The sequence below is a fragment of the Neglectibacter sp. CSJ-5 genome (assembly GCF_032490475.1).
Classification (GTDB): domain Bacteria; phylum Bacillota; class Clostridia; order Oscillospirales; family Acutalibacteraceae; genus Hominenteromicrobium; species Hominenteromicrobium mulieris.
The window spans coordinates 374,317-398,832 of the sequence record NZ_JAVYJC010000004.1 but is presented as its reverse complement, the minus strand read 5'-3'; the positions used below and the strand labels follow the sequence as shown (position 1 = coordinate 398,832).

26 protein-coding genes and 1 rRNA gene are annotated in these 24,516 nt (G+C 53.5%); 7 read left to right on the top strand and 20 right to left on the bottom strand.

Features of this window, described 5'->3' with window-relative positions; all coding sequences use genetic code 11:
• From R2K26_RS10845 to R2K26_RS10775, 15 genes are all read right to left on the bottom strand, one after another.
• Positions 1-1,135 (bottom strand): type IV secretory system conjugative DNA transfer family protein (locus R2K26_RS10845; RefSeq protein WP_316520848.1); only part of this gene is annotated, 1,135 nt, incomplete at its 3' end.
• The gene (locus R2K26_RS10840) at positions 1,132-1,632 is read right to left on the bottom strand and encodes a PcfB family protein (protein ID WP_015518807.1); all 501 of its coding nucleotides are present in this window, start codon (positions 1,630-1,632) and stop codon (positions 1,132-1,134) included. The genes R2K26_RS10845 and R2K26_RS10840, both read right to left, overlap by 4 nt.
• Positions 1,633-1,733: 101 nt before the next feature.
• On the bottom strand, positions 1,734-2,045 hold the full coding sequence (locus R2K26_RS10835; protein WP_002592130.1) for a DUF5720 family protein: 312 nt from the start codon (positions 2,043-2,045) through the stop codon (positions 1,734-1,736).
• On the bottom strand, positions 2,038-2,400 hold the full coding sequence (locus tag R2K26_RS10830) for a hypothetical protein (RefSeq protein WP_316520835.1): 363 nt from the start codon (positions 2,398-2,400) through the stop codon (positions 2,038-2,040). Before R2K26_RS10830 ends, R2K26_RS10835 begins: the two co-directional genes overlap by 8 nt.
• Positions 2,401-2,448: 48 nt before the next feature.
• Positions 2,449-3,342, bottom strand: a complete 894-nt coding sequence (locus R2K26_RS10825; RefSeq protein ID WP_316520830.1) for a DUF6017 domain-containing protein — start codon at positions 3,340-3,342, stop codon at positions 2,449-2,451.
• Between the two features lie 66 nt (positions 3,343-3,408).
• The gene (locus R2K26_RS10820; RefSeq protein ID WP_002592133.1) at positions 3,409-3,594 is read right to left on the bottom strand and encodes a hypothetical protein; all 186 of its coding nucleotides are present in this window, start codon (positions 3,592-3,594) and stop codon (positions 3,409-3,411) included.
• Between the two features lie 29 nt (positions 3,595-3,623).
• Positions 3,624-3,899, bottom strand: coding sequence for a DUF5720 family protein (locus R2K26_RS10815; RefSeq protein WP_118721230.1), 276 nt, complete (start codon positions 3,897-3,899; stop codon positions 3,624-3,626).
• Positions 3,900-3,911: 12 nt separating this feature from the next.
• Entirely contained in the window at positions 3,912-4,847 is a 936-nt protein-coding gene (locus tag R2K26_RS10810; protein ID WP_257355522.1) for a ParB/RepB/Spo0J family partition protein, read from the bottom strand.
• Positions 4,804-5,625, bottom strand: a complete 822-nt coding sequence (locus R2K26_RS10805) for a ParA family protein (RefSeq protein WP_002592136.1) — start codon at positions 5,623-5,625, stop codon at positions 4,804-4,806. Before R2K26_RS10805 ends, R2K26_RS10810 begins: the two co-directional genes overlap by 44 nt.
• Before the next feature lie 477 nt (positions 5,626-6,102).
• Positions 6,103-6,504 carry a 30S ribosomal protein S9 gene (gene rpsI / locus R2K26_RS10800; RefSeq protein ID WP_176819814.1) on the bottom strand — a complete coding sequence of 134 codons (402 nt, stop codon included), beginning with the start codon at positions 6,502-6,504 and terminating at the stop codon, positions 6,103-6,105.
• Positions 6,505-6,520: 16 nt separating this feature from the next.
• Entirely contained in the window at positions 6,521-6,949 is a 429-nt protein-coding gene (gene rplM, locus R2K26_RS10795; protein ID WP_176819813.1) for a 50S ribosomal protein L13, read from the bottom strand.
• Between the two features lie 320 nt (positions 6,950-7,269).
• Positions 7,270-8,019, bottom strand: coding sequence for a methyltransferase domain-containing protein (locus R2K26_RS10790; RefSeq protein ID WP_316520798.1), 750 nt, complete (start codon positions 8,017-8,019; stop codon positions 7,270-7,272).
• Positions 8,020-8,267: 248 nt separating this feature from the next.
• Positions 8,268-8,633: a DUF1667 domain-containing protein gene (locus R2K26_RS10785; RefSeq protein ID WP_176819811.1), complete on the bottom strand. Its 366-nt coding sequence runs from the start codon at positions 8,631-8,633 to the stop codon at positions 8,268-8,270.
• Positions 8,634-8,646: 13 nt separating this feature from the next.
• Positions 8,647-9,933 (bottom strand): FAD-dependent oxidoreductase, encoded by a 1,287-nt coding sequence (locus tag R2K26_RS10780; RefSeq protein ID WP_308449510.1) that lies wholly within the window; start codon positions 9,931-9,933, stop codon positions 8,647-8,649.
• Positions 9,934-9,941: 8 nt separating this feature from the next.
• A complete protein-coding gene (locus R2K26_RS10775) occupies positions 9,942-11,375 on the bottom strand; it encodes an NAD(P)/FAD-dependent oxidoreductase (RefSeq protein ID WP_316520793.1) in 1,434 nt (477 codons plus the stop codon).
• A 238-nt stretch (positions 11,376-11,613) separates the two neighbouring features.
• Here R2K26_RS10775 and xylB point away from each other — a divergent pair, with 238 nt between their 5' ends.
• From xylB to rrf, 3 genes are all read left to right on the top strand, one after another.
• On the top strand, positions 11,614-13,137 hold the full coding sequence (gene xylB, locus R2K26_RS10770) for a xylulokinase (RefSeq protein ID WP_316520789.1): 1,524 nt from the start codon (positions 11,614-11,616) through the stop codon (positions 13,135-13,137).
• A complete protein-coding gene (locus tag R2K26_RS10765; protein ID WP_316520785.1) occupies positions 13,134-14,168 on the top strand; it encodes a deoxynucleoside kinase in 1,035 nt (344 codons plus the stop codon). Before xylB ends, R2K26_RS10765 begins: the two co-directional genes overlap by 4 nt.
• Before the next feature lie 211 nt (positions 14,169-14,379).
• Positions 14,380-14,496: ribosomal RNA gene (rrf, locus tag R2K26_RS10760) — 5S ribosomal RNA — on the top strand.
• A gap of 130 nt (positions 14,497-14,626) precedes the next feature.
• On the opposite strand, the gene R2K26_RS10755 is transcribed toward rrf, so the two are convergent.
• Complete coding sequence (locus R2K26_RS10755; RefSeq protein ID WP_316520780.1) at positions 14,627-15,193, bottom strand: hypothetical protein; 567 nt, start codon at positions 15,191-15,193, stop codon at positions 14,627-14,629.
• Between the two features lie 288 nt (positions 15,194-15,481).
• On the opposite strand from R2K26_RS10755, the gene R2K26_RS10750 reads away from it, so the two are divergent.
• Positions 15,482-15,685, top strand: coding sequence for a DUF1858 domain-containing protein (locus R2K26_RS10750; protein WP_176820418.1), 204 nt, complete (start codon positions 15,482-15,484; stop codon positions 15,683-15,685).
• Between the two features lie 132 nt (positions 15,686-15,817).
• Here the strand turns inward: R2K26_RS10750 and yicI are convergent, their stop codons facing one another.
• Positions 15,818-18,154 carry an alpha-xylosidase gene (yicI, locus tag R2K26_RS10745; protein ID WP_316520776.1) on the bottom strand — a complete coding sequence of 779 codons (2,337 nt, stop codon included), beginning with the start codon at positions 18,152-18,154 and terminating at the stop codon, positions 15,818-15,820.
• Positions 18,155-18,316: 162 nt separating this feature from the next.
• Between yicI and R2K26_RS10740 the strand changes: the two genes are divergently transcribed.
• The 3 genes from R2K26_RS10740 to R2K26_RS10730 all read left to right on the top strand — a co-directional run bounded on the left by R2K26_RS10740 (position 18,317) and on the right by R2K26_RS10730 (position 21,718).
• Positions 18,317-19,225 carry an AraC family transcriptional regulator gene (locus tag R2K26_RS10740; protein WP_176820420.1) on the top strand — a complete coding sequence of 303 codons (909 nt, stop codon included), beginning with the start codon at positions 18,317-18,319 and terminating at the stop codon, positions 19,223-19,225.
• 27 nt (positions 19,226-19,252) lie between these two features.
• A complete protein-coding gene (locus R2K26_RS10735) occupies positions 19,253-20,098 on the top strand; it encodes a glycerophosphodiester phosphodiesterase family protein (RefSeq protein ID WP_176820421.1) in 846 nt (281 codons plus the stop codon).
• A gap of 138 nt (positions 20,099-20,236) precedes the next feature.
• Complete coding sequence (locus R2K26_RS10730) at positions 20,237-21,718, top strand: L-fucose/L-arabinose isomerase family protein (protein ID WP_316520767.1); 1,482 nt, start codon at positions 20,237-20,239, stop codon at positions 21,716-21,718.
• A 62-nt stretch (positions 21,719-21,780) separates the two neighbouring features.
• On the opposite strand, the gene R2K26_RS10725 is transcribed toward R2K26_RS10730, so the two are convergent.
• The 3 genes from R2K26_RS10725 to R2K26_RS10715 all read right to left on the bottom strand — a co-directional run bounded on the left by R2K26_RS10725 (position 21,781) and on the right by R2K26_RS10715 (position 24,349).
• Positions 21,781-23,106: an MATE family efflux transporter gene (locus R2K26_RS10725; RefSeq protein WP_316520763.1), complete on the bottom strand. Its 1,326-nt coding sequence runs from the start codon at positions 23,104-23,106 to the stop codon at positions 21,781-21,783.
• Positions 23,107-23,216: 110 nt separating this feature from the next.
• Positions 23,217-23,690, bottom strand: coding sequence for a hypothetical protein (locus R2K26_RS10720; RefSeq protein WP_316520760.1), 474 nt, complete (start codon positions 23,688-23,690; stop codon positions 23,217-23,219).
• A 26-nt stretch (positions 23,691-23,716) separates the two neighbouring features.
• Positions 23,717-24,349 carry a hypothetical protein gene (locus R2K26_RS10715; RefSeq protein WP_316520759.1) on the bottom strand — a complete coding sequence of 211 codons (633 nt, stop codon included), beginning with the start codon at positions 24,347-24,349 and terminating at the stop codon, positions 23,717-23,719.
• Between the last annotated feature and the right edge of the window lie 167 nt (positions 24,350-24,516).

The following is a 24,516-nucleotide window of genomic DNA, read 5'->3' as shown; positions in this document are numbered from 1 at the left end:
GAGCTGTGATTTTCTCATTTTTTCTCATAACTTGCGCTCCTTTCTTCGGTTTTAGGTTGTGTGTTCTAAGAGACTTCCCAACCGCTTGATTAAGAAGTCTTTTAGAGCATACAACACCGGCGGCCAGCTTATATTTCTTATACTGGCGCACCGCAAAGTGATTTGGCTTCTCGGCTTCCAGTGCATCAAACATCAGGTCTACGGGGTTTTTGAACTCCTCGTCATCCTCCCTGACTTCCATCGCATTGATGAACTCAATGAGGGTGGAGAAGTTCTGCTCCTCCACCGGAGCCTCATAGTGGATATAGCCAATGAGCGCGCAGTACAACAGCGTCTCCGCTTTGACCCAGAAATCGTCGCCAGCCTTGCCTTCGCCTTTGGTGTTGGCAATCAGCGTCGTAACCAGCTTCAAGATGTCCTTTTCGCTGTGAATGTACGAGAAAGGATTGTAGTGCATACTTTTTTTGAAGTTGATGGTATTCAACACCTTAATCCGGTATGGCTCATAGATTACCTTTCCGTGCTTGTCCTTCATGGGCTTTCCGTCTTTCCCCAGCTTGGGTGCGCCCCGCTGGAGCATTTTTCCACACTCCACCAAAATGGTTCCCTTGGGGTCCGTAATTACATAGGACGAGTGCATCTGCATGAGATTTGGCTTCAACCAAAAGCGAGTCTTACCAGAACCAGAGCCACCAATGACCAGAACATTTTTGTTTCTGGCGGTCTTTGGGTCCTTGGGGCGGCTGTTCATTGTCAGGCTCTCCGTTTTCGTCAGAATCACGTTGTTCTGAAATACAGGATCAACGTAAGGTGCAATATCCTCACGGGTTCCCCAGCGGGCCGAACCATATTCCAAACCATGTCGATATTTCTTGGCGTTCTTGCTTTTAAGATACACCGCCAGCCTCAGACCAGCACCGCAGCACAGCCCTATCAACAAGTCCAATGGATGCAGGCTTGGCCAGAAACTTTGCAGCGTCCCAGGCAGAACCGCAACCAGCGAAAGAAACTTTTCTGAAGCATCTGCCCCTTGTGCCATTCGCCATGCCTCTCCAAAATTGGTAGCAAACAGCCCCAGCAGGATATACGGCATATTCAGCAAAATGAGCTTTTTGATGTCCAATGTCTTTTTCATCGTTCCAGCTCCTTCCGCTTGTTCCGGTCCACGACGGCGTGTTTTACCAGTTCTTTGAACTGGCTCAGCTTTGCCAGCACGGACGGGCGCTCGGATTTCTCCGCCTTTCTGACCTTTTTCCCGGTGTACTCGGTAAAAGCAGCGGTCAGGGCATCCGCGTCCCGACCCTTGAAAAAGATCAGGTACTTGGGTGGGGAGCTGCTGCGGTCCTTCTTCACCGCATAGTCCACGCCGTATTTCCGGGCGATCTTCTCAAACTCCTTGATGGAGGGGTCGGTAATCTCGATGTTGGAAACGCCCTGATTCTGGCCGATCAGCTGCTTCACCGTCTGCTTGCCGTGGGGAATCACGGGGGTATCCCGGCTTTTCTGCTTTTGCAGCTTCTTTTCCTTGCGGTGGGCAAGGTACTTGGTGATGGCGGCTTTCATCAACCGCCCGGTAAACTTTGTTCCGCTGACTACCAGCGTCAAAGTCCTGTTTTCCACTTCCTCCTGCATAGGTCATCGCCTCCTTTCCACGGATTTTGCAGGGGTGGCACTTGATACTAAGGCGGGACCACCAGCCGCCGCAGCAGGTATTTCAGCATGGCAGGCTCCTTTCAGCGCAGCTGGTCGGAGCGGTCATAGTACAGATGGCCCTGGCGCACTTTGGCATGGCTGAGAATCTTGATGTGGCCCTTTTCCTGGTTCTCCAGGCTTTTCTGGTATCCGGCCTCCGTCAGAAACAGGCGGGTCCGTTCACCTTTCCAGCCCACCGGGGAATCGTCGGTCAGCACATCGAAGATAATCATGTGCCGGGTGTCCTCGGCAAACCGTTCCAAATCCATGTACTCATGGCCGTGGTAGTTCTGCGCCCCGGCTTTGAGGCGCATTTCCTCCATCAGCTGGCCCACGGTCTTACGCTCAGGCATGGCGTGCGCCTCCTTTCCCACGTCCCTGGCCCTTCACGGCCAGGATACCGTCCAGGGTGGTGGCGGTGATCCGCAGGCGCTCGGCGGTGGCAATGTCATTCTTCACGGTCTCGTCGATGCCGTGGCCGCAGACCACCAGCACATGGGACCGGCGCAGGTAGTCCCGCGCCATATCCAGCCCGTCCTTGTGTTCCTGGGGAATCTCGTCTTTGAGGAAGGTAGGCAGGAACAGCACCGGGCAGATGGGCGAATACCCGGCATCGTACACCTGACGGCAGTAGGCCGCAGCGTTCTCGGCGTTCTCATACTGGCTGTTGCTCCAGGGAGCCGTAATGTAGGCAAAAGGTCGTTTCATGGCAAAATCCTTTCTCCCGGTGTTTTCGGGTAGCAGAAAAGCGGCTGTTTACCAGCCGCCTGCGTACATATCGTGGTTGACTTGTGCGGTGTAGTGGTTGCTGATCGTGGTCGGCGCATTAAACAGCACCGCAAGCAGATACTGCTTCATGTTGCGGATTTCGGTGGTATTATTCCGCAGGCATTCCATGACAAACTCGATGTGGGAGCAATCCAGCTTCAAAAAACGGGAGCGGACCACCTCATGGGGGAAGTCGCTGCCAGCAATCCGGGTGGTTTTCCGCTTGGCGCAGACGGTCTCCACCATCAGCTCCACAATCTCGTCCAGGTCCTCCCGATAGGTGGTAAACTCCCGGCACAGGTGGTCATACTCGATGTTCTCCAGAATCAAATCCCGATAACTTTCCATCTCTGAGACAGACATCGCATCCCTTCCTTTCCGTTCCGGCAGCTGTGCTGCCGCTGGCTTCCGGAAGGGAATGGAATCGGTACTTGCTCCCTGAGTAATTGATTTTTGAGTAATTGATTTTTGAGTATTTGATTTCTCTATATTTAATTCTGCGGGCTTTTCCGTATCCGGTTTATCCAGATACGGGTTTTCCGTATCTGGTGAAGCCATATCCGGCTGGGGCGTATCCGGGTTCTTCGGCTGTGGCTGCTCATATATGACATACTCCGTATCACTGATGCGTCCCTGGCGGTCACGCAGTTTGTGCCGCACAATGTAACCGGCAGCCTCCAATTCCCGCAACGCAGCGCCTATGGCATCCACGCCCTCCTTACAAATCTTTGCAAGACCACGGGTGGTGTAATTCCAGTCCTCTGGCAAAGACAGCATCATGGAAAGCAGCCCCTTGGCTTTTAACGACAGATTTGCATTTCGTAAATGATGATTGCTCATCACGGTATAATCACGGGTCCGTTCAATGCGAAAAACGGCCATCGACCTCACTCCTTCCGAATTTTTGGTACAAAAAACCGCAATCCTCATTCCAAAGAATTGCGGTGTTCAACACTTTTCAAATTTTCTTGCATAGAACCAAAACAGCGGCTTTTGAAGACGCGCCTCTGTAAATGGCTCCTCCTGGGCGAAAGGAAGTGTTTGCATCACGCGGTCAATATCCGTTGTATCCATGTCATGCTGAGATTTGCAATCTTCCCGGATTGCTTCTTGAATTTCCTTTACCGTACACATAGTCATTCCTTTCCTTTCGTTGTATGGGTTTATGAGCAGCGGCGTTTTCCCGGTTTGAAATCGAGGATATGTCCCTCAATCACACGAGCGTAACGCTTGATCTTGATCTCCCGGCGCTGCTGGCTTTGCAGAGCGGCCTGATACCCGTCCTCGGTCAAAAACAGCCGCATTTCCTCTCCGGGACTGCCGTAAGCTGCGCTGGGACGCAGGACGGAAAACTCAATCATCCAGCGTGTGTCATCCCAAAACCTCTCTACGGCGAGAATGTTGTGTCCTTTCAGCTCACGGGCTGAAATATCCCTCATAGGCGGCTCCTTTCATCGTTCCTGGTCTCTCTGACGCTTTTTCTGCCATGCCTCCAGCAACTTGATGATGGTTTCCTGCATCCGCTGGGGCGTATAGCTTTTAGGGAAATACTTCCGCAAGGTGTCAGAGGTAAATGTCACTCGGTCCAGATCGCTTTTCTTTTCCTCACCCATGATGACACGCATCATATCGAGGGTCAGATGCCCCTCCTGACTGTATTTCTTGAGCCGCTGGGCTTGAGAAAGAGAAGGGGTAGCCTGTTCGCTGTCCATCGCGTCCAGCAGGTCTACCTGTTCTTCCTTTTTGAGAAAGGACAGCTCATAGGCAGGGTTCAGGGCAATCTTCTTTTCATCTACCATATCCAGCAGTTCGGGGATAAGCTCCGTCAGGCGGATAAATCTCTGAATTTGATTTTTACTCTGCCCAACCTGTTCAGCTAAAACATCTCTGGATTTCCTACCATCGGACTTGTGCCCAAGTTGGGCACAAGTTAAATCCACTCGCTCTCCCTGATGTTTCATGGCGTCCAGCTTCATCTTGTAGGCAAATGCTCTTTCACTGGGGAGCAAGCTTTCTCGTTGCAAGTTGCTGTCAACCATAATGATCGTGGCGGCATCATCATCCAAATCCCGAACAATGACTGGCATGGTCTCCTTGTCTGCCAGTTCACTGGCTCTGTGCCGCCTGTGTCCGGCTACCAGCTCATAACCACCCTCCGGGTCCGGTCGAGCAATCGCCGGAACCAGAACGCCATACTGCTTGATACTGTCAGCGGTCTCCATCATGGCTTCGTCATCCTTGACTTTGAATGGGTGGTTCTTAAAGGGATGCAATTCAGACAGCGGAATCTCCTGAATCTTTTCCAGCTTTGCATCTTGACGGCCTTCTTCGGTGGAGAACAGATCATCTACCGAGGCCAGCTCTATTTTTTTCGCGCTGCTTTTCAAGTTTCAACACCTCCTTCGTCAGATTTCGATACCCCTCTGCCACTTTGCCGCCAGGGTCATGGGCGAAAATACTTTTTCCCTCTGCGCTAATTTCCTTTGCCCGGACAGAGTGGGGGATCTCTGTGCCGAATACTTTGATCTTGCTGCCATAGGTCTCACGCAGGAGCGCGGAGATCTCTTTGGCAAAGTTGGTTCGGCTGTCCACCATCGTCAGCAGGATACCGTCTATCTGGAGCTTGGGGTTGATCTGCCGCTTTACCTTGTTTACCGTGGAGAGCAGCTGTTCCAACCCTTTGGCGGGCAGATACTCCGCCTGAACGGGAATGATGATCCTATTCGCAGCGGCCAGCGCATTGACCGTGAGCATCCCCAGGGAGGGCTGACAGTCGATGAGAATATGGGAGTATTGCCCCTTCAGCGTGTCCAGATATTGCCGCAAGATAGTCTCACGGCTCATGGCATTTACCAGGGATACCTCCATACCGGATAACTGGATGTCCGCAGGCATCAGGTCAACGCCTTCCGCATGATGCAGAATACCTTCTCCAGTGCGTATAGGCTGATCCATCAGAATTTTGCCCATTGCATCGGACAATGTAAATGGCAACTTGTCCGGTTGCGGATTTCCCAGGCTGATTGTCAGGCTCCCTTGTGGGTCCCCGTCGATCAGAAGGACTTTCTTTCCGGCCTGCGCCAGCCCGATTCCCAAGTTGGCACAGGTCGTTGTCTTGCCAACGCCGCCTTTCTGGTTGGCAATGGCGATGATTTGCGTGTTCATTGACTTCACCTCATTTCTAATTATTGCTGTTGCTTCTGGAAATAGAAAAAGCCGCCACTTCAAAATTAACAGTGAAGTGACGGCTCTTTCTATCGCCGGAATACGAGTTCCTGAAATGAAAAAAGCACCCAGCATTTATACTGTGTGCTACATCAAATTCATATTCAATTATTCAAATTAGCTCAAACTATGCCAAACTGCCACAGCCAAAAAAACGAGGGGAAGGAGGGCTGAAAAGCGCCCCCAAAACACCCCCCAAATCGGCTCTCGGTTAACCACTTTGGGAACCACTTGACCCTCTTTTTACCCCCTTTTTGGCTGGTTAACCACTTGCGGACCACTAAAAATTGGGTGAAAACGGCTCTCGTTTTGCCAAATTTGGTCAAACCATATCAGCCCATTTAGGTATAAGAAAACCCCGGAAAACCTTGATTTTCCGGGGTTTTTGAACCATTTTGATATAGTCTGAGCAGTCGATTATCGCTTGCTGAACTGCGGAGCGCGACGAGCTGCTTTGAGACCGTATTTCTTTCTTTCCTTCATTCTCGGGTCACGGGTGAGGAAACCGGCCTTCTTCAGCGTAGCGCGGAGGTTCTCGGAATCGTACTGGAGCAGAGCTCTGGAGATACCGTGGCGGATAGCACCGGCCTGACCGGTAACACCGCCGCCTGCAACGCGGCAAACGATGTCGAACTTCTCTTCGGTACCGGTGAGAACGAGCGGCTGACGAACGATCGTCTTGAGGGTATCAAGGCCGAAATAATCGTCGATATCGCGGTCGTTGATCGTGACCTTACCGGTGCCCTGGTAAATTCTTACACGTGCAACGGAGCTTTTTCTTCTGCCGGTGCCGTAGAAATAAGGTGCCTTATCGTACATATTCGTTTACCTCCTATTAAAGTTCCCAAGCCGTCGGCTTCTGCGCCTCGTGCTTGTGCTCGCTGCCGGCGTAGACACGAAGTCTTGCTTCTGCAGCTCTGCCGATGGTGTTCGAGGGGATCATGCCGTGAACAGCAAGCTCCATCGCCTTTTCCGGCTTTGTGCGCATCAGGGTGTCATAACGGACAGCCTTGAGGTGGCCGATATAACCCGTGTGATGATAATAATACTTCTTTTCAGCCTTACCGCCGGTGAGGACAGCCTCAGCGCAGTTGATGATGATGACGTGGTCACCGCAGTCAACGTGCGGGGTAAAGGTGGGCTTGTGCTTGCCGCGGAGAAGAACTGCGGCCTGTGCTGCAACGCGGCCGAGCGGCTTGCCTGCAGCGTCAATTACATACCATTTGCGGTCAACCTGACCAGCCTTGGCCATATAAGTGGACATAGCGTTTACCTCCAAAATTGATTTAAATTATCTCGGTACCGGCAAACGCTTTGTGCGCTGCGATACGAAATCTCTGAAAATGCCCATAGCTTTCCCATGGGCGCTAAATGATAGTACCACACGAAAAACGGCTTGTCAAGCGCTTTTTTGCGGTTTTTTAAGCTGCGAATTCTAATCTCGTTTATTCTTCGTTTTTCTCACTTATACTTTTATTTTCAAAGGTGTGATTTCAAAAAATATTTTTGCGGCAAAATTTAAAAAGCACAGCTTTTCCGCCGTTTTTCGGGAAAGCCGTGCTTTTTACGGTTTTTATTCAGCTATTACTTTTTCACGCAGCGCGTTGCGACAAAGCAGGGCACGCCGTGCTCGTGCAGAAAGCCTCCGCCGCTTGTGTCTTCATAAATATCCGTCAGCATAAATCCCGCGCGCAGCTGGCCGCCGATTTCTTCGTCCAGTGTGTGCGAAAACTGCACGCCGAAGTCCAGATCCATCGCTTCCCGGTACAGCGCCTCGTCTTTCAGGGGGTTATACGGCAGCGTGTATTTGATAACCGTCTCGTCCTCGTCGAAAAGATAGTTGAAGCCGTTATCAAACCCGACAAGCAAAACGCCGCCCGGCTTCAGAACACGGGCGCACTCTTTCCAGATCGGCTCCAGTTCTTCTACATAACAATTTGAAACCGGGTTAAAAATAAGGTCAAACGTCCCGTCTTCAAACGGCAGCGGCTTTGTCATATCGGCGCGAACGCACTTTGGAGTATAGCCCTCCCGCTTGCCGACCTCTTCTTCGCGCTTTAGCTGCTCCGTGGAATAATCAAGCACGGTGCAGTCTGCGCCGAGCGCCGTGAAAATGGGAATCTGCTGCCCGCCGCCGCTGGCTAAACCCAGAATTTTCTTGCCGCGCATCTCGCCGAACCACGCGTGCGGCACGGTTTTCGTCGGCGTGAGGTACACGCCCCACGCGCCGTTTTTTGCTTTTTCAAACGTTTCGTGGCTGATGGGCCTGCCCCACTCCCAGCCGTTTTGCACCCAGCTGTCCACGATTTTTGCGTTGATATCGGTATAATTCATACGTTTATTCTCTCTTTCTAAAAGTTTTATCTTTTATGAATTTGCCGTGCAAATTCATAGGGAAACCCCTTAATAGGGTCTCCCTCGGACGAACAATTCACTGGATTGTTTTATAGCAATGCGAAGCATTGGTTTCTCCCAGTCCTGATTTTGGGGTAAGCAAAAGGATTTCGCGCTCTGCGGAGCGCGCCTCAGGGCTTTGCCCCGAGGCCCTATAAACTTTCTGAAGAAAGTTTAATCAAAGACTTTTAACCCAACTCGTCGTCCGCGGATGCGACGACATTTACGCCGGTGCCGCAAACGTTTTCAATGACGATGTCGCCGATATGGACGGGGGCGGTGATCTCCGCTGCGTTGATGGCTTTCATGCAGTCGAAAATTTTACCCTTCGGGATGTCCGTTTTCGTGCGCACGGCGACAACCGGGCGTTCACCGTTTAAAACGCGAACGGTAGACGTGACGGTACGGGCAGGCGCGGTAACTTCCTTCACGGCGTAGAGCTCGCCGCGCTTACACGTATTGCCTGTAACGCTTTTCACCTCGCCGTTTTCAACAGTGACGGTCAGCGGACAGCCCAAGGGGCAGTTGATGCAGATAAACGATTTCGTTTCCATAGTAATGCCCTCCTTATTCCGCTTCCACCGTGACGGTGACGGTGTCAAAATCAATATTTTGAAGGTCTGCTTTTTTCAGCAATACCTGCTCCATTTCGCCCGGTGCCATAACGGTCTTTTTGCGGTGCTGCACGCGTTGATCGCCGAAATAGACACTGATGAACGAATTTTTATAGATGCCGCCCACGCGGAAGCGCACCGTGAGCGTATCCGGCATATTTTCGGGGTGAATGATGCTCGGCACAGTGTAGCGCACACCGCCCTTGGCTTCGAGCTTGATGCCGCCCGAAAGCGGCTCTGCGGTTTCTTTGCTGCCGCCCTGCACGTACTTTGCGGCGGCACGGCCGGCCTGCGCGGCTTCTTCGGAAACATAGTCCACAAGGTCGTGCACATGCAGCACGTTGCCGCACGCGAAGATGCCCGGCACGCCGGTCTCGAGGCTTTCGTTGACAACGGGGCCGTTCGTCACACGGGAGAGCGGTGCGCCCGCGCCGAGGGTGAGTTCGTTTTCCGGGATCAGACCGACGGACAGAAGCAGCGTATCGCAAGAATAATACTCTTCCGTGCCCGGGATAGGCTTTAATTTGTCGTCCACGGCGCTAATGGTGACGCCCGTTACACGGTCTTTGCCGTGAATTTCCGTCACGGTGTGACTAAGCTTCAGCGGGATGCCGAAGTCATCGAGACACTGGACGATATTGCGCTTGAGGCCGCCGGAGTACGGCTGGAGCTCTGCGACGACGTGTACCTTCGCGCCCTCTAACGTCATGCGGCGCGCCATGATGAGACCGATGTCGCCGGAGCCGAGAATGACAACCTCGCGCCCGGGCATATAACCCTCCATATTGACAAGGCGCTGCGCCGTGCCGGCGGAGAACACACCTGCGGGGCGGAAACCGGGAATATTCAGCGCGCCGCGGGAACGCTCGCGGCAGCCCATGGCCAAAATGACCGCGCCCGCTTCCACGGTGAACAGACCGTCTTCGCGGCTGACTGCCGTGACGACCTTTTCCGGGGAAATGCTCAGTACCATTGCGCCGAGCTTGTACGGGATATGCAAAGCCTTTGCGCGTTCTTCAAAGCGAGCGGCGTACTCCGGACCCGTGAGTTCCTCTTTAAACGTGTGCAGACCGAAGCCGTTGTGGATGCACTGGTTTAAGATGCCGCCGAGACGCCCGTCTCTTTCTAAAATTAAGATGTCTTCAGCCGGAAGCCCGTTTTCCGCCGCGGCGACCGCCGCCGCAAGCCCCGCAGGACCGCCGCCGATGATGACAAGCGATTTTGTGATTTTATTTTCCATAATAAACCTCATTTCGTCTTCCCGAACACGATTTCGGAGCCTTTTTCGTTCTTTCGGATGGCTGTCAGCGGCAAGTTAAGTTCTCTTGCGAGAATATCCATGACGCGCGGGGAGCAGAAGCCTGCCTGGCACCGGCCCATTCCGGCTCTGGTTCTGCGCTTTACGCCGTCCAGCGTTTTCGCGCCGAGCGGACGGCGGATGGCGTCCACAATCTCGCCCTCGGAGATCGTCTCGCAGCGGCAGACAATACTGCCGTAGAGCGGGTTTTCACGGATTTTCTCGGCGCGTTCTTCGACGCTGAGCGAATTGAGGTGCACGACGCCGTGACGAACGGGGTTGAAGCTTTCTTTTTTCGTAAGGCCGAGCGCTTTCGCCGCCATTTCCGCCATATAAACACCGATGGCAGGCGCGCTTGTGAGGCCCGGGGATTCGATGCCCGCGGCTTCAAAGAAGTTCGGCGCGCTTTCCTCTAAGATGAAGTCGCCTCTGTCCGCGCAGGCGCGCAGGCCGGAGAACGATGTGATGATCTGTCGGCTCGGCACGTTTTTCACGCTCATACCAGCTTTTTCCAAAACAAATGCAAGGCCGCTCTGCGTTGTGGCCGTGTCCTCGCGGTCTTCGATATTCTCGGCGGTGGGACCGAGCAGCAGATTGCCGTGCACGGTGGGTGTGACAAGAATGCCCTTGCCGAGCTTTGTCGGCAGCTGGAAGATGGTTTTATCAACCAAATTGCCCGCGTTTTTGTCGCACAGGCAGTATTCGCCGCGGCGCGGGGTGATGGTGAACGCGTGCGGCAGCAGCATATCGTGAATTTCATCGGCGTGCACACCCGCCGCGTTGATGACGGCGCGTGTTTCAATCTCGCCCTGTTCGGTCTCGAGAATATAGATGTCGTTTTCGCGGCGGATATTTTGCACGCCGCACTCGAATTTGAATTCAACGCCGTTTTTCTCAGCGTTTTCGGCAAAACCCAAGGTCAATTCAAACGGGCATACGATGCCGGAGGACGGACAGAACAGCGCCGCGACAACCGTATCGCTGAGCGCAGGCTCCATTTTTCTTGCTTCGTCACCGGTGAGGATTTTTAAATTCTCCACGCCGTTTGCCACACCGCGCTCATAAAGCTCGTTTAACGCGGGCATGTCGTTTTCGTCAAAGCACAGCACGAACGCGCCGTTTCTGCGGAACGGAACATCCAGTTCTTCCGCAACCTGTGTCATCATGCGGTTGCCGAGGACGTTCATCTTGGCTTTCAACGAACCTGTTTTGGCATCAAAGCCGCCGTGCACGATGGCGCTGTTCGCCTTTGAGGTGCCGGTGCAGACGTCTTCGCCCTTTTCCAGTACGCATATTTCCGCCTGATACCGCGAAAGCTCACGGGCGATGGCGCTGCCCGTAACACCCGCGCCGATCACGACGGCGTCATATCGTTTTTTCTCCATTTTTGTTTCAATCCTTTCAAATACACCAAAAGACCGCTTCAAACGGCTTTTCCCCTATAAATCGCCGACGAAGCTCCTGTTTTTTATTGTATCATACAAAACCTCGCGTTTCAATTAAAATAGTCTGCATAATTTCAACAAAAAAGGCTTGACACAAATGGGAAAATGCTTCAAAATAAAACGGAGACAGAATGCCCTATATATTTGAAACCATTTTCCGAAAAGAAAGGACGTTAATATGAATTACCTTTTGGGTGTAGATCTTGGCACCAGCGGCACAAAAACCGTGCTTTTTGACGAAGACGGCAATGTAGTCGCGAGCAAAACGATAGAATACCCGCTGTATCAGGAAAAAAACGGCTGGGCAGAGCAGGAGCCGCTCGATTGGTGGAATGCGGCGGCGGATACCATTCACGCCGTGATCACCGAAAGCGGCGTCGATAACAACGACATCAAGGGACTCGGCATTTCCGGCCAGATGCACGGCCTTGTCATGCTGGATAAGGACGGCAACGTGCTGCGCCGCTCCATCATCTGGTGCGACCAGCGCACGGCAAAGGAGTGTGAGGAGATCACCGCACGCGTCGGCGCAGAGCGCCTGATTGAGATTACCGCAAACCCGGCTTTGACGGGCTTTACGGCATCTAAAATCCTTTGGGTGCGCAATAACCAGCCGGAAATTTATGCAAAGTGCGCGCACATTCTGCTGCCGAAGGACTATGTGCGCTACATGCTGACAGGCGACTTTGCAACGGAGGTCTCCGATGCTTCCGGCATGCAGCTTTTAGACGTGCCGAATCGCTGTTGGAGCGACGAAGTGCTTGAAAAGCTTGATATTGACAAGGCACTCTTGCCGAAGGTATACGAATCCCCGGAAGTGACGGGTGTCATCTCCGAAGAAGCCGCAAAGCGCACCGGCCTTGCGGCGGGCACCATCGTGGTCGGCGGCGCGGGCGATAACGCGGCAGCGGCCGTGGGCACCGGCGTTGTGGAGGACGGCAAGGCGTTTACAACCATCGGCACCTCCGGCGTTGTGTTTGCGCACACGGATAATATTTCCATCGACCCGAAGGGCCGCGTGCACACGTTCTGCTGCGCCGTACCGGGCGCATGGCACGTGATGGGCGTGACGCAGGGCGCGGGTCTGTCCCTTAAGTGGTTCCGCGATAACTTCTGCGGTGCGGAAAAAGAGACCGCAGCCGGCATGGGCGTAGACCCATATTACCTGATGGATCAGCAGGCGGCGCGTTCGCCGATCGGCTGCAACCGTCTGCTTTATCTGCCGTATCTCATGGGCGAACGCACTCCGCACCTTGACCCGGACTGCCGCGGCGCGTTCATCGGCCTTTCCGCCATGCACACGAAGTACGACATGCTCCGTGCCGTGATGGAGGGCGTAACGTACTCCCAGCGCGACAGCGTGGAGGTGCTGAAAACCATGGGCGTTTCCATTGACGGCATGCTCGCCTGCGGCGGCGGCGGTTCCTCGAAGCTGTGGCGCCAGATGCTTGCCGATACGTATAACTGCGCCGTGCGCACGGTCGTTTCCAAGGAAGGCCCGGCGCTGGGCGTTGCCATCCTCGCCGGTGTGGGCGCAGGGCTGTATCCATCCGTGCAGGAGGGCTGCCGCCGCGTTATTCGACTCAACGCCCCGCAGGAGCCGATTGAGGAGAATGTGCCGAAGTATGAGGCGTTCTACCGCATGTACACGAAGCTGTATCCGGCGCTGAAGGACTGCTACAAGGCACTTGCTGCGCTGTGAGCCGCGTGTTTGAAGCGCTGTGCGCCCACCTGAAAACACACCCCGAAGCCGAAGTGCAAGACGCGGTAAAGTTTTTGTACCAGGCGAGCTTTGGCGGCGGCCACTTTTTGAGCGACCCCGACGGCGCGTATCTATATTTATTAAAGGAAGCGGATATTGCCAATCGTGATGCACCGTACACAGAAACCCTCGGCGAGCAGTACGCGCGCATCAACTTGAGCGCGTTGCAGGAGCTTTCACCGAAAACACTTTTTGCTATGTTTAAAGCGTCTTCCGAAGACACGCCCACGGACAAAACGGCGTTTTTATCACTTTTGGACGAGCTTGAAAATGCCGATTTGTTCGACAAATCCGAAAACGCGGCGTTTTTGAAATCGTACCGCGCGGCGGGCTGCCCTGCCGTGCACCACAGCGAAGCGTACCGCCGTGCGTATCACCCGGCATACCGCGTGGTGAAAAAAGCGTATGCGGATTTTCTGTCGGCATTCATCGCGATCGATAAGTTGACGGCGGAAAAAGCCCCGGTGACGGTTGCAATCGACGGGCTGTGCGGCTCGGGTAAAACGACGTTTGCGGCACTTTTGCAGAGCGTTTACGACTGCAACCTGTTCCACGCCGATGATTTTTACCTGCCGATGCCCATGCGCACGCCGGAACGCTACGCCACCCCGGGCGGCAATGTGCACTGGGAGCGTATTTTGTCGGATATTCTGGAGCAGATTCCGAAGAACGAGTCGTTTTCCTACCGCGTGTTCGACTGCGGCGTTATGGATCTCGGCGACGCGGTGCAGGTCACGCCGAAGACGCTGAACATTTTAGAGGGCTCGTACTCTACGCACCCGGAGCTCATCGGGCGCTACGATCTCAAAATTTTTCTCAAGACCTCGCCGGAGACACAGAGCGCACGCATTTTAAAACGCAACGGCCCCGCGCGGCACAAGATGTTCGTGGAAAAATGGATCCCGCTCGAGAACCTCTACTTCACTTCCTACCCCGTTGAAAAGCAATGTGACCTTGTTTTTACGACGTAAATTTCAAAAAAAGTTTTTCATATCCGTATGTACCGCCGCGTGCATACGGATATTTTTGTGTTTTCAACTTCTATATTTAGAGAAATCGGTGAAATTTTAACTATATATAGGTTTCTCAAAACTTTTTGAAATTTTTTTGAAAAAAGGCTTGCAATTTCAGAATGGATGTGGTATTATAACAAAGCCGTCAGATGAGGCGGCAAACAGAATAGTTGGTGTTGATTACAACGAGGGTCCACCTGTTCCCATACCGAACACAGAAGTTAAGCTCGTTTGTGCTGAAAATACTCGGCTGGCAACGGCCCGGGACGATAGGTTGGCGCCAACATTTAAAGCGGACATCCAATAGGATGTTCGTTTTTTTTGTTTAAAAACAGGAATTCGGCTTGCAGGCGGTTTTATGTGCCGCGCATGCCGAATTCAAAAGATGAAGCCCGCAGTTTTTTGCGGGCTTTTGCTTACTCATTTAACGTGATGGCGTTGCCGTTTACAGGCGGCTTTTGCGTGGGGTCGGCGTTATCGTTTGCGATGAGCGTCATCTCAAGTTCGTTCGTATCGAGCTCGATGAACGAGACTTTGCCGTCTTCATCAAACTGACATTTGCCGCTAACCGTCATGTTTTCCGTATCGTTCACGGTGACATCGGCCGTAAAGCGCACCACGCGGTCTTTTTCTTCATAAGGCTCGGTCTTGACGGCGGTCACCTTCACGGTCTCGTTCATTTCGTTTGCCATTTTCTGTACGTTGAGCGGCTTTTCTGTAAAATCCATAAAGCCTTTTTCGCTGCACAGCGCCTTTTCGTCTTCCCAAGCATCTTTGTACGCCGTAAGGGCGCTTTCTTCGCCGTTTTCCAAAATACTGCCGAAGCGCTGCATGGGCTCGCTCGGCGCGGTCAGCATACTTTCCGCCAACGCGGCCGCGGCTTTTTCCGCATTTTTTGCCGTGCTGCCGCCCGAAGCGCAGGCGGACAAAAGCAGGAGCAAGCTAAGGCACAAAGAAAGCATTACGGTCATTCGTTTTTTCATAAAATTATCCGCCTTTCTGAAAATGGTAATATTTTTCTATCTTGATTATAAAGGAAAATGCGCAGCAGCGTCAAGGCGCAAGTTGACTGAATTTTCCCCCCCGTTTTGTCGTTTCTTCCAATTTAAGGCATATGCCAAAAATCTGCAAAAACACTTGCTTTTTGGCATATCCTATTGTATACTAAATTCGTGTAGATTAGAGTTCACGCGAAGTTTGCGGGAGTTTGATTTATACGGATAGATCGGGGCGACCCGATGGGATGCTATACCAAGAAAGGATGTTTTCAGATGGAAATCACAAAGCAGACCACTATGGGCGAAATGCTGGATTATGACCGCGGCATCGCTTATGTGCTGATGCAGTCCGGCATGCACTGCGTAGGCTGCCCGTCCTCCATCCACGAGTCCCTTGAGGACGCATGTGCCGTGCACGGCCTGGATGTTGACAAGGTCTTTTCTGCCATTCAGGAATATCTGAACAGCAAGAAGTAATTTTTCTAAGATAAAGATAAGCGCAGAGCATTTTTCGTGCTCTGCGCTTTCTTTTTGGCTGCATAAAGCGTTATAGTAAAACACCCGCAGGGCGGTTTTTCATGCCGTTCTGCGGGTGTTGGATTTATTTTATCAGAGCGTTACAACAACGTCGCTGAGGTCTGCGTTTACCTTCAGGACGGTGCCGAGCTCATTTTGCTCAACTTCTGCGCCGGAGACGTGCTTCACGTTCTCCACGTTGCGCAGCAGCACGCTGAGGTTCTCTGCCTTGCCGTCGAACTTGAAGGTGATAACGCCGTTCTCGTTCACTGCGGAAACGCTGAGCATATCATTGCCTTTGCTGTCGCAAACCTTTGCGCTTGCCTGATCGGAAAGCTCGAAAACGTGCAAGGTGAGGTCCTTGCCGTAATCGTAATCCGGCTGCTGGTTGTTCGCGCCGATGGCGATGATGGAGTTCTCTCTTGCAAAGAGCGGCAGAGAGAAGAAATCGTAGTTCTCGCGCAGCCAGTGACCGCCCTCGCGCTTTTCGTTCGAGAGCAGGTGCGTCCACTTGCCTTCCGGCAGGTAGTACGTGACGTCGCCTTCCTTCGTGAAGACCGGCGCGACCATCAGGCCGTCGCCGAGCATATACTGGCGGTCGAGGTCTTCGCACGGAATGTCGTCCGGGAATTCCAGAACCATGGCGCGCATGGTCGGCACGCCCGTTTTATGTGTATTGACCGCAGCAGAGAACATGTACGGCATCAGGGTGCATTTGAGCTCGGAGAACTTACGGACAACGGCTACGGATTCCTCGCCGTTCTCTTCACCCTCCTTGCTGAACAGCCACGGCACACGGTAGGAATTGGAGCCGTGCAGTCTGGAGTGCGTGGAGAGCAGACCGAACGCCGCCCAGCGCTTGTAAACGTCTGCCGGAGCCGTACCCTCAAAGCCGCTCATATCGTGACTCCAGAAGCCGAAGCCGGAAAGGCACAGGGAAAGGCCGCCGCGCAGGGATTCGGACATGGAGGAGTAGTTCGAGGAGCAGTCGCCGCCCCAGTGTACCGGGAACTTCTGCCCGCCGACCGTGGCGCTTCTTGCAAAGAGGCACGCCTCGTTCTTGCCCTTGTACCCTTCAAGCACTTCCCAAACGCACTTATTGTAAAGGTAGGTATAATAGTTGTGCATACGGAGCGGATCGCTGCCGTCGTAGTAGACAACATCGGTCGGGATTCTCTCACCGAAGTCGGTCTTGAAGCAATCGACGCCCTGGTCAAGCAGGTGGCGCAGCTTGGACTGATACCACTTCCATGCGCCCGGGTTTGTGAAGTCCACAATGCCCATGCCGGCCTGCCACAGATCCCACTGCCAAACATCGCCGTTCGGCTTTTTGAGGAGGTAGCCAAGCTCCTTCGCTTCCTTAAACAGCGGAGACTTCTGGCCGATATAGGAGTTGATCCAAACGCAGATCTTGAGGTTATTTTCGTGCTTCATCACCTGCAGCTGGTGCTCGATATCCGGGAACATGGCCTGATCCCAATCGAAGTTGCACCATTCGTTTTCCTTCATCCAATAGCAGTCGAAGTGGAACACGTGCAGCGGAATGTGGCGCTCTTTCATGCCGTTTACGAAGCCCATGACGGTCTCTTCGTCGTACTTCGTTGTGAAGGAGGAGGTGAGCCACAGGCCGAATGTCCATGCCGGCGGCAGTGCGGGCTTGCCGGAAAGCGTGGTGTAGTTTTCGAGCACATTCTTCATGCTGTCGCCGCCGACAACCATGAAGTCGAGCTTTTCGCCCGGCACGGAGAACTGTACGCGCGTGACATGCTCGGAGCAGATCTCATAGGAGACCGGGCCCGGGTCGTTCACGAGCACGCCGTAGTTGCGGTTCGTGATGTAGAACGGAATGCTCTTGTAAGAAATTTCGGTGCAGGTGCCGCCGTCTTCGTTCCAGGTCTCCACGGTCTGGCCGTTCTTCACGTACGGGGTGAAGCGCTCGCCGAGGCCGTAGACCTTTTCGCCGATGTCAAGGTCCATCTGGGCACGCATGTAGTTGCCGTCCGGGGTGGAGATGGTGCTGATCATCGCGCTGCCGAAGCGGTTGCCGACGCTTGTCAGCTTCTTGTCCTTATAGTAGTAATCAAAACTGCACGGGTTCTTGCCGATGACGAGCTTTGTGTTGCCGCTCTTGATCGTCACGGTCGTTTCGGTGTTCTCGACCTCCAGTGCGCAGTGTGCGTCGTTCAGCTCGAACGCCGGCATTTTCTGGTTGCTGCCCATAAAGTGGTACGCTTCCGTGCGGATGATATCCGGCTGCGGAGAGGAAATGTACATTTCCAGAAGCGGGCCGCCCATGGCGCGCATGTCTGCGTGGTACGGCACGGTGTAGAGGTAAACGCGGTCGTTTTCTACCTTGACTTCGCGAACCTGTACGGCGTCCGTGTTCGTCACGCCGGGAAGGTTCAGCCAGTAGCCTTTCGTAAATTTCATATTCAGCTCACTGCCTTTCAAAAAAATTCAAAAATTCCGTTATTGGCACTTGCGCTTTTCGCGCGCCTGCTCTATCATAAGTATAAGCGATATGCTTTGGAAAGTCTACCGCTAATTTGTCCGCTTTTATAACAATCCTGACCACTGAGCCTAAAAAAGGAGGTGCGTTTTACGGACAAAAATCAATTTGACCGCATGCGGGAGGCCCGCCGCCACGGCGACGCACTGATGCCCGTGATGAACTACTGCATTCGACGCGAAGACCGCTTTCATGCGCTTGATTGTCACTGGCACAGTGAAATGGAGCTTTTCCGCGTGATGCAGGGCACGCTGACCGTGCAGTGCGGCACCGATCTGTTTGAGGCCCACGCCGGTGACATTGTGTTTTTCAACAGCGGAGAGCTGCACGCCGCCGTGCCGGTGGAAGCCGGCGAGGAGCTTTACTTTGAAGCCATCGTGTTCAGCCCCGATTTGCTGTGCAGCACCGCAAATGACATCATTCGCGTAAAGTACATACAGCCCGTTTTGGACGGCGAGCTGACCGTGCCGCGGCTGATCCGAGCCGGAACAAATTTGCACGAAAGCGTTTCCGCCGCGTTCCAGACCGCGTACACGATGCTGGAAAACCGCCCGCCGTTTTTTGAGTTTCCCGTAAAAGCCGCCATGCTTTCGGCGTTCGGCGCACTGGTGCAAAACGGCGTGTCGGCGCGCATCAGCGCTTCTAAGCGCGCCGCAGCGGACAGCATCAAGGCTGCCATTGCGTTTATACAGGAAAATTACCGGTCTGCCGTCTCCGTACAGCAGCTTGCGCACGCCGCCGGCATGAGCGAGGGACATTTCTGCCGCGTGTTCAAACAGTATACACTGAAAACGCCGGTGCAATTCATCAACGGCGTGCGTTTAAGCCACGCGCTGGAGCTGCTCACCGCCACAAATCTGCGCGTGCTCGACATTGCCATGGACTGTGGCTTTAACTCCATGAGCTATTTCATCGAAGTATTCCGCACCGAATACGATGCCACGCCTTTGCAGTACCGCAAAAAGCTGGAAGAAATCAAGGTGCCGAAATAAACTTAAAAAGTAAAGTAGAGGGTAAAAATGATTTGGGGAATTTTAATCGTACTGATCGTTGTATGTCTGGGCTTTCTGGCGTGGCTTTTCTGCATTGCGCCGGCTTCGCCGCGCGGCGATTTTGCCGAGATGAAAAAATATGACTACGCCCACCGCGGCCTGCACGAAAAAGATCTTTCCGTGCCGGAAAACTCCATGGCAGGCTTTAAGGCAGCTGTGGAAGCGGGCTACGGCATAGAGTTTGACCTGCAGCTGACAAAGGACAAGAAGGTCGTTGTGCACCACGACCGCAGCTTAAAGCGCGTCTGCGGCGCAGATGTTTCCATCGGCGACCTGACGTATAAGGAATTACAGCAGTACCGTTTGCAGAACACCGAGGAGCGCGTACCGCTTTTCAGCGACGTGCTGGCGCTTGTGGACGGCAGAACGCCGCTCATCATTGAGCTGAAGCACTACGACGATGCCGATCTGCTGTGCCCGCTCGTGTGGGAGCTGCTGCGCAACTATAAAGGCCCGTACTGCGTAGAATCATTTGACCCGTACATTGTGCAGTGGTTCAGGAAGAACCACCCGTATGTACTGCGCGGTCAGCTGATGGGCCACTTTGAAGGCAAGGACGAGGAGTGCAAGGGCTTTTTCCGCGCGCTGTTCTGGAGAAACTTGTGGACGAATGTCCTCACCCGCCCGCACTTTGAAGCGTATGACGTGCATTTCAGGAACAACATCAGCCACCGCATTGCCTGCGACAAAATGAAGATGCAGGAAGTGAATTGGACACTGCGCACGGCGGAGGAGTACAAAGTGTGCAAAAACGCCGGCGCCCTGTGCATTTTTGAGTTCATCCGCCCGGAGATTACAGACGAAGACGAATAATACCCCGTTTTTTCCTGTTGATTTTTTCCGCGCGATGCGCTACAATAACCGTGTATGAGTTGTACATACAAATCGTCTGCGCCGTTTTTTCGGCACAAAACACATACACACCCGTTTATTTACAGGAGGAATCACTTTATGAACAACATTCCCCAGGTCAAGGTTGGCATTGTTGCCGTCAGCCGTGACTGCTTCCCGGAATCCCTTTCTGTCAACCGCAGAAAGGCACTGATCGACGCTTACACAAAGAAGTTCGGTGCTACCGAAATTTATGAGTGCCCCGTATGTATCGTGGAGAGCGAGATCCACATGGTACAGGCGCTTGAAGACGTAAAGAACGCAGGCTGCAACGCGCTTGTCGTTTACCTTGGCAACTTCGGTCCGGAAATTTCCGAGACGCTGCTTGCAAAGCACTTTGACGGCCCCGTTATGTTCTGTGCGGCCGCGGAAGAATCCGCAGAAGACCTCATGGACGGCCGCGGCGATGCATATTGCGGCATGCTGAACGCCAGCTACAACCTGAAGCTGCGCAATGTAAAGGTTTACATTCCGGAATACCCGGTCGGCACTGCTGACGAGTGCGCGGACATGATTCACGAGTTCATGCCGATTGCAAGAACGATCATCGGCCTGAAGAGCCTCAAGATCATCAGCTTCGGCCCGCGCCCGCTGAACTTCCTCGCCTGCAACGCGCCCATTAAGCCGCTTTACGACCTCGGTGTTGAGATTGAAGAAAACTCCGAGCTCGACCTCTTTGAGGCGTTCAATAAGCACGAGGGCGACCCGCGTATCACGAAGGTCGTCGAAGACATGGAAAAAGAGCTCGGCAAGGGCAACATGAAGCCCGAGATTCTGCCGAAGCTCGCACAGTATGAGATCACCCTGCTCGACTGGGTAGAGGATCACCGCGGCTACCGCGAGTATGTCGCCATTGCAGGCAAGTGCTGGCCGGCATTCCAGACGCAGTTCGGCTTTGTTCCGTGCTATGTCAACAGCCGCCTCACCGGCATGGGCATCCCGGTTTCCTGCGAAGTGGACATCTACGGCGCGCTCTCCGAGTTCATCGGCACCTGCGTCAGCCTCGATGCCGTCACGCTGCTCGACATCAACAACACCGTTCCGGCAGACCTCTACAACAGTGACATCAAGGGCAAGACCACGTACACGCAGAAGGATACCTTCATGGGCTTCCACTGCGGCAACACCTGCTCCAAGAAGCTGGCGTTCTGCTCCATGAAGTACCAGAAGATCATGGCGCGCTCCCTGCCGATTGAGGTTACGCAGGGCACGCTCGAAGGCGACATTGCCCCGGGCGACATCACGTTCTTCCGTCTCCAGAGCACGGCCGACACCCAGCTGCGCGCATACGTTGCAGAGGGCGAAGTGCTGAACGTACCGTCCCACTCCTTCGGTTCCATCGGTGTATTCGCCATCCCGGAAATGGGCCGCTTCTACCGCCATGTGCTCATCGAGAAGAACTTCCCGCACCACGGCGCAGTGGCGTTCGGTCACTACGGCAAGGCGCTGTTTGAGGTCTTCAAGTACCTCGGCGTCGAGAACATCGGCTACAACCAGCCGAAGTCCCTGCCCTATCCGTCCGAGAACCCGTTTCATAAGTAATTTCAGATAAAGCAAAACCAGCCTGCGCGGTGTTCAAACGAACCGTGCAGGCTGGTTTTTTATTAAATGGTGCGGAATTTCTGCCATTTTTTGCTCTTGAAGCGCCAAACGAACGCCACGGAGCGTGCAAGCCAATCCATGCCCATAGCGATCCACACGCCCACAACACCCATATTGAGCACGATGCCGAACAGCACCGCCGAGCCGATGCGAAAAATCGCCATAGAGCCGATGCCGATGTACATGGTGAATTTTGCGTCTCCCGCCGCGCGCAGACCGTTCGGCAGATTGAAGGACATCGGGTGGAAAAGCGTTGCAAAAATGTTGTGCAGCATCACGAGAATGTACGCATATCGGTACGTCTCCTCGGAGACTGCAAAGCAGCCCAAAATAAACGGCAGGCACAGCCACACGAGAACCGTCAGAACGGCCGTTGCGAGCCACGAAATTTTCATCATTTTTTTCAAATAATATTCCGCTTCGTCGTAGCGGTTTGCACCCACGCACTGCCCCACGACCGTCACGACCGCAAGGTTCATGGCGCTGACGACGATAATGGCGATGAGGTCCACGCTGCCCGCCACGCCGTTTGCGGCAATCTGCGCCGTGCCGAACATGGCGACGATGCCGGTGACAAGCACACGGCCGAGCGCAAAGAGACCGTTTTCAATCGCATTTGGAATTGCGATTTTCAAAATGCGGCGCAGCATCTCAAAGTTGCGGCAGAAAATGTTTTTCGCCTTGAGGTAAACCTCGTGCTTTGCGTTGAACGCAAGCGCCGTCATGACGATGCCCGCCACCGCGCGGGACAGGAGCGTCGGTACCGCAACACCTGCAACGCCTGCTTTCAGCACGAAAATACCGATGGCGTTGCCGACCACATTGATGACGTTCATGAGGAGCGAAACGTACATGGTCATGTTGGTCTTTTTCATGGAGCGGAACATCGCCGCCGAGGAATTATAAATGCCGAGGAATGGGAACGAGAACGCCGTGATAAACATATACGTTTCTGCCGCCTGCAAAACATTTTCTTCCGCAGATCCGTACAAAAGGTGCAAAATCGGGCGGTTAAAGCCGGCGCAGATGACGCACACCACGCCGGAAGCGAGCAAAGTACCGACCATCAGCTGCCCCGCCGCGCGGTTCGCATTTTCCTGCTCCTTGTTGCCGAGGTACTGCGAAACGATGACCGCGCCGCCCGTTGCAAGTGCCGTTAAGATTGTGATGACCATGTAAGCGAACATATCCACAAGGGAAACACCGGAAATGGCGGCTTCGCCCGCATAAGACACCATGACGGTATCCGCCGTGCCGACGAGCACTGCCAGAATCTGTTCGATGACAAGCGGCACGATGAGCTTTCTCAAATCTTTATCAGAAAACATAAAACCCCTCCGTGTACTGAATTTGGATAATTCCAGTATAACGAAAGGGCCTATAAATGTCTAATACTTATTTTGCAGAGTCAGAAATACAAAAAACGAATAAAAGAGACTTATTCCGACGCTGCGCTCCCGCTGATTTGTTCTTTCAAAAACTGCGAATAGTAGATTTTGCCGCCGAGGGTGCCGGTTTTCAGATTTATGATTTCCAGCGTCTGGCCGCTCGTCGTAGCCGTCACCACGTATAAATAACCCTTGTAGAGCAAAAGACCCTGCGTGGTGTCACTGAAATAAAAATTCGGGATGCTTTCCGGCAGCGTGTATGTGTAGTTTTCACCGCTTTCGGTAGGCTCTGCGTTTTCAAGCGCCGAAGTATTCATCGTCAGCACATTTTCATTTACGTTGTACGTGCCGATGACTTCGGTCTGCGCTTTGCCGTCGGTAATTTCAAGAGACATCACCGTGCATCCCTCTGCGGGGCGCTCCGGGAACTCCAGCATGGCGTTTTCGCCGCGCTGCACCGTGAGAGTAACAACGCAGACAATGAGAATAACCGCGATCAAAATTGCGCCGAATGCTTTTTTCATATACAAATCCTCTGTATTTTTAGATTTTAGCCGAACGCCAACGTGCCGTTAATATCGTATAATACGGCGCAAAGGTCAATGGCCCTTGTGCGGTAATAGACCATGATGCTCTCTGCCACGGTGATGGCCGCAAGGGGGTCATTCTCCGATACGGAATCGCGGATGTCCTGCAAAGCGGTGCTTTGCTCGTTCACCCAGTGGGACTGCTCCTCTTTGACGGTTTCGACCGTTTTATCATCGCCATACTCCAAAATCTGCGTGTAGACGGAATCAATCTGCTCTTTCCAGCTGTCGGAAGCCGTGTTGCACGCAGTAATCATGCCCGCAACAGAGCCCGCCGTTTCCATATCGTCCGCATATTGCGTATCGATGGGGTTGTTTTCAAACGCGGCGCGGAATTCCTCGCTGCCCGTTTCCGGTACCGGCAAGGTGCTTGTGTGGCGGTTTTCGCCCGTTTCGGAGGACGTGTTGCCTTCGGGCGCAGGGGTGGGTTCTTCTTCGGGGGCCGCTGTTGCCTCCGGCGCAGGAGTGATCTCCGGCGCAGGGGTCGCTTCTGCCGTGGCGGAAGACGTATTTTTATTGCCGCCCGAGCAGGCGGTCGTGGTGAGCAGCATCGCGGCGCAGCAAACGGCGCACAGCAAACGAATGCAGGTTTTCATATTCATGTTCCTTTCAAAAATGGGATATAGCACGCGGCACCGCCGCGAGAAATTTTTGGTTCTGATAAAATGTACCACATTCGCAGGATTTATGCAAGAGAATCCCGCCCGCGCCTTGCGAAATTAAGAAAATGTTTATATAATAGTAGGGTAATCTTCCCGAGAAA

Excerpts from the sequence above, each read along its gene's own strand:
- R2K26_RS10835 (WP_002592130.1), bottom strand. The coding sequence starts at position 2,045 with ATGCCTGAGCGTAAGACCGTGGGCCAGCTGATGGAGGAAATGCGCCTC.
- R2K26_RS10750 (WP_176820418.1), top strand. The coding sequence starts at position 15,482 with ATGGAAATCACAAAGCAGACCACTATGGGCGAAATGCTGGATTATGAC.
- rpsI (WP_176819814.1), bottom strand. The coding sequence starts at position 6,504 with ATGTACGATAAGGCACCTTATTTCTACGGCACCGGCAGAAGAAAAAGC.
- R2K26_RS10755 (WP_316520780.1), bottom strand. The coding sequence starts at position 15,193 with ATGAAAAAACGAATGACCGTAATGCTTTCTTTGTGCCTTAGCTTGCTC.
- R2K26_RS10790 (WP_316520798.1), bottom strand. The coding sequence starts at position 8,019 with ATGAATTATACCGATATCAACGCAAAAATCGTGGACAGCTGGGTGCAA.
- R2K26_RS10735 (WP_176820421.1), top strand. The coding sequence starts at position 19,253 with ATGATTTGGGGAATTTTAATCGTACTGATCGTTGTATGTCTGGGCTTT.
- R2K26_RS10830 (WP_316520835.1), bottom strand. The coding sequence starts at position 2,400 with ATGAAACGACCTTTTGCCTACATTACGGCTCCCTGGAGCAACAGCCAG.
- R2K26_RS10780 (WP_308449510.1), bottom strand. The coding sequence starts at position 9,933 with ATGGAAAATAAAATCACAAAATCGCTTGTCATCATCGGCGGCGGTCCT.
- R2K26_RS10825 (WP_316520830.1), bottom strand. The coding sequence starts at position 3,342 with ATGGCCGTTTTTCGCATTGAACGGACCCGTGATTATACCGTGATGAGC.
- R2K26_RS10785 (WP_176819811.1), bottom strand. The coding sequence starts at position 8,633 with ATGGAAACGAAATCGTTTATCTGCATCAACTGCCCCTTGGGCTGTCCG.
- yicI (WP_316520776.1), bottom strand. The coding sequence starts at position 18,154 with ATGAAATTTACGAAAGGCTACTGGCTGAACCTTCCCGGCGTGACGAAC.
- xylB (WP_316520789.1), top strand. The coding sequence starts at position 11,614 with ATGAATTACCTTTTGGGTGTAGATCTTGGCACCAGCGGCACAAAAACC.
- R2K26_RS10725 (WP_316520763.1), bottom strand. The coding sequence starts at position 23,106 with ATGTTTTCTGATAAAGATTTGAGAAAGCTCATCGTGCCGCTTGTCATC.
- R2K26_RS10805 (WP_002592136.1), bottom strand. The coding sequence starts at position 5,625 with ATGAACACGCAAATCATCGCCATTGCCAACCAGAAAGGCGGCGTTGGC.
- rplM (WP_176819813.1), bottom strand. The coding sequence starts at position 6,949 with ATGTCCACTTATATGGCCAAGGCTGGTCAGGTTGACCGCAAATGGTAT.
- R2K26_RS10730 (WP_316520767.1), top strand. The coding sequence starts at position 20,237 with ATGAACAACATTCCCCAGGTCAAGGTTGGCATTGTTGCCGTCAGCCGT.
- R2K26_RS10820 (WP_002592133.1), bottom strand. The coding sequence starts at position 3,594 with ATGTGTACGGTAAAGGAAATTCAAGAAGCAATCCGGGAAGATTGCAAA.
- R2K26_RS10840 (WP_015518807.1), bottom strand. The coding sequence starts at position 1,632 with ATGCAGGAGGAAGTGGAAAACAGGACTTTGACGCTGGTAGTCAGCGGA.
- R2K26_RS10775 (WP_316520793.1), bottom strand. The coding sequence starts at position 11,375 with ATGGAGAAAAAACGATATGACGCCGTCGTGATCGGCGCGGGTGTTACG.
- R2K26_RS10715 (WP_316520759.1), bottom strand. The coding sequence starts at position 24,349 with ATGAAAACCTGCATTCGTTTGCTGTGCGCCGTTTGCTGCGCCGCGATG.
- R2K26_RS10720 (WP_316520760.1), bottom strand. The coding sequence starts at position 23,690 with ATGAAAAAAGCATTCGGCGCAATTTTGATCGCGGTTATTCTCATTGTC.
- R2K26_RS10815 (WP_118721230.1), bottom strand. The coding sequence starts at position 3,899 with ATGAGGGATATTTCAGCCCGTGAGCTGAAAGGACACAACATTCTCGCC.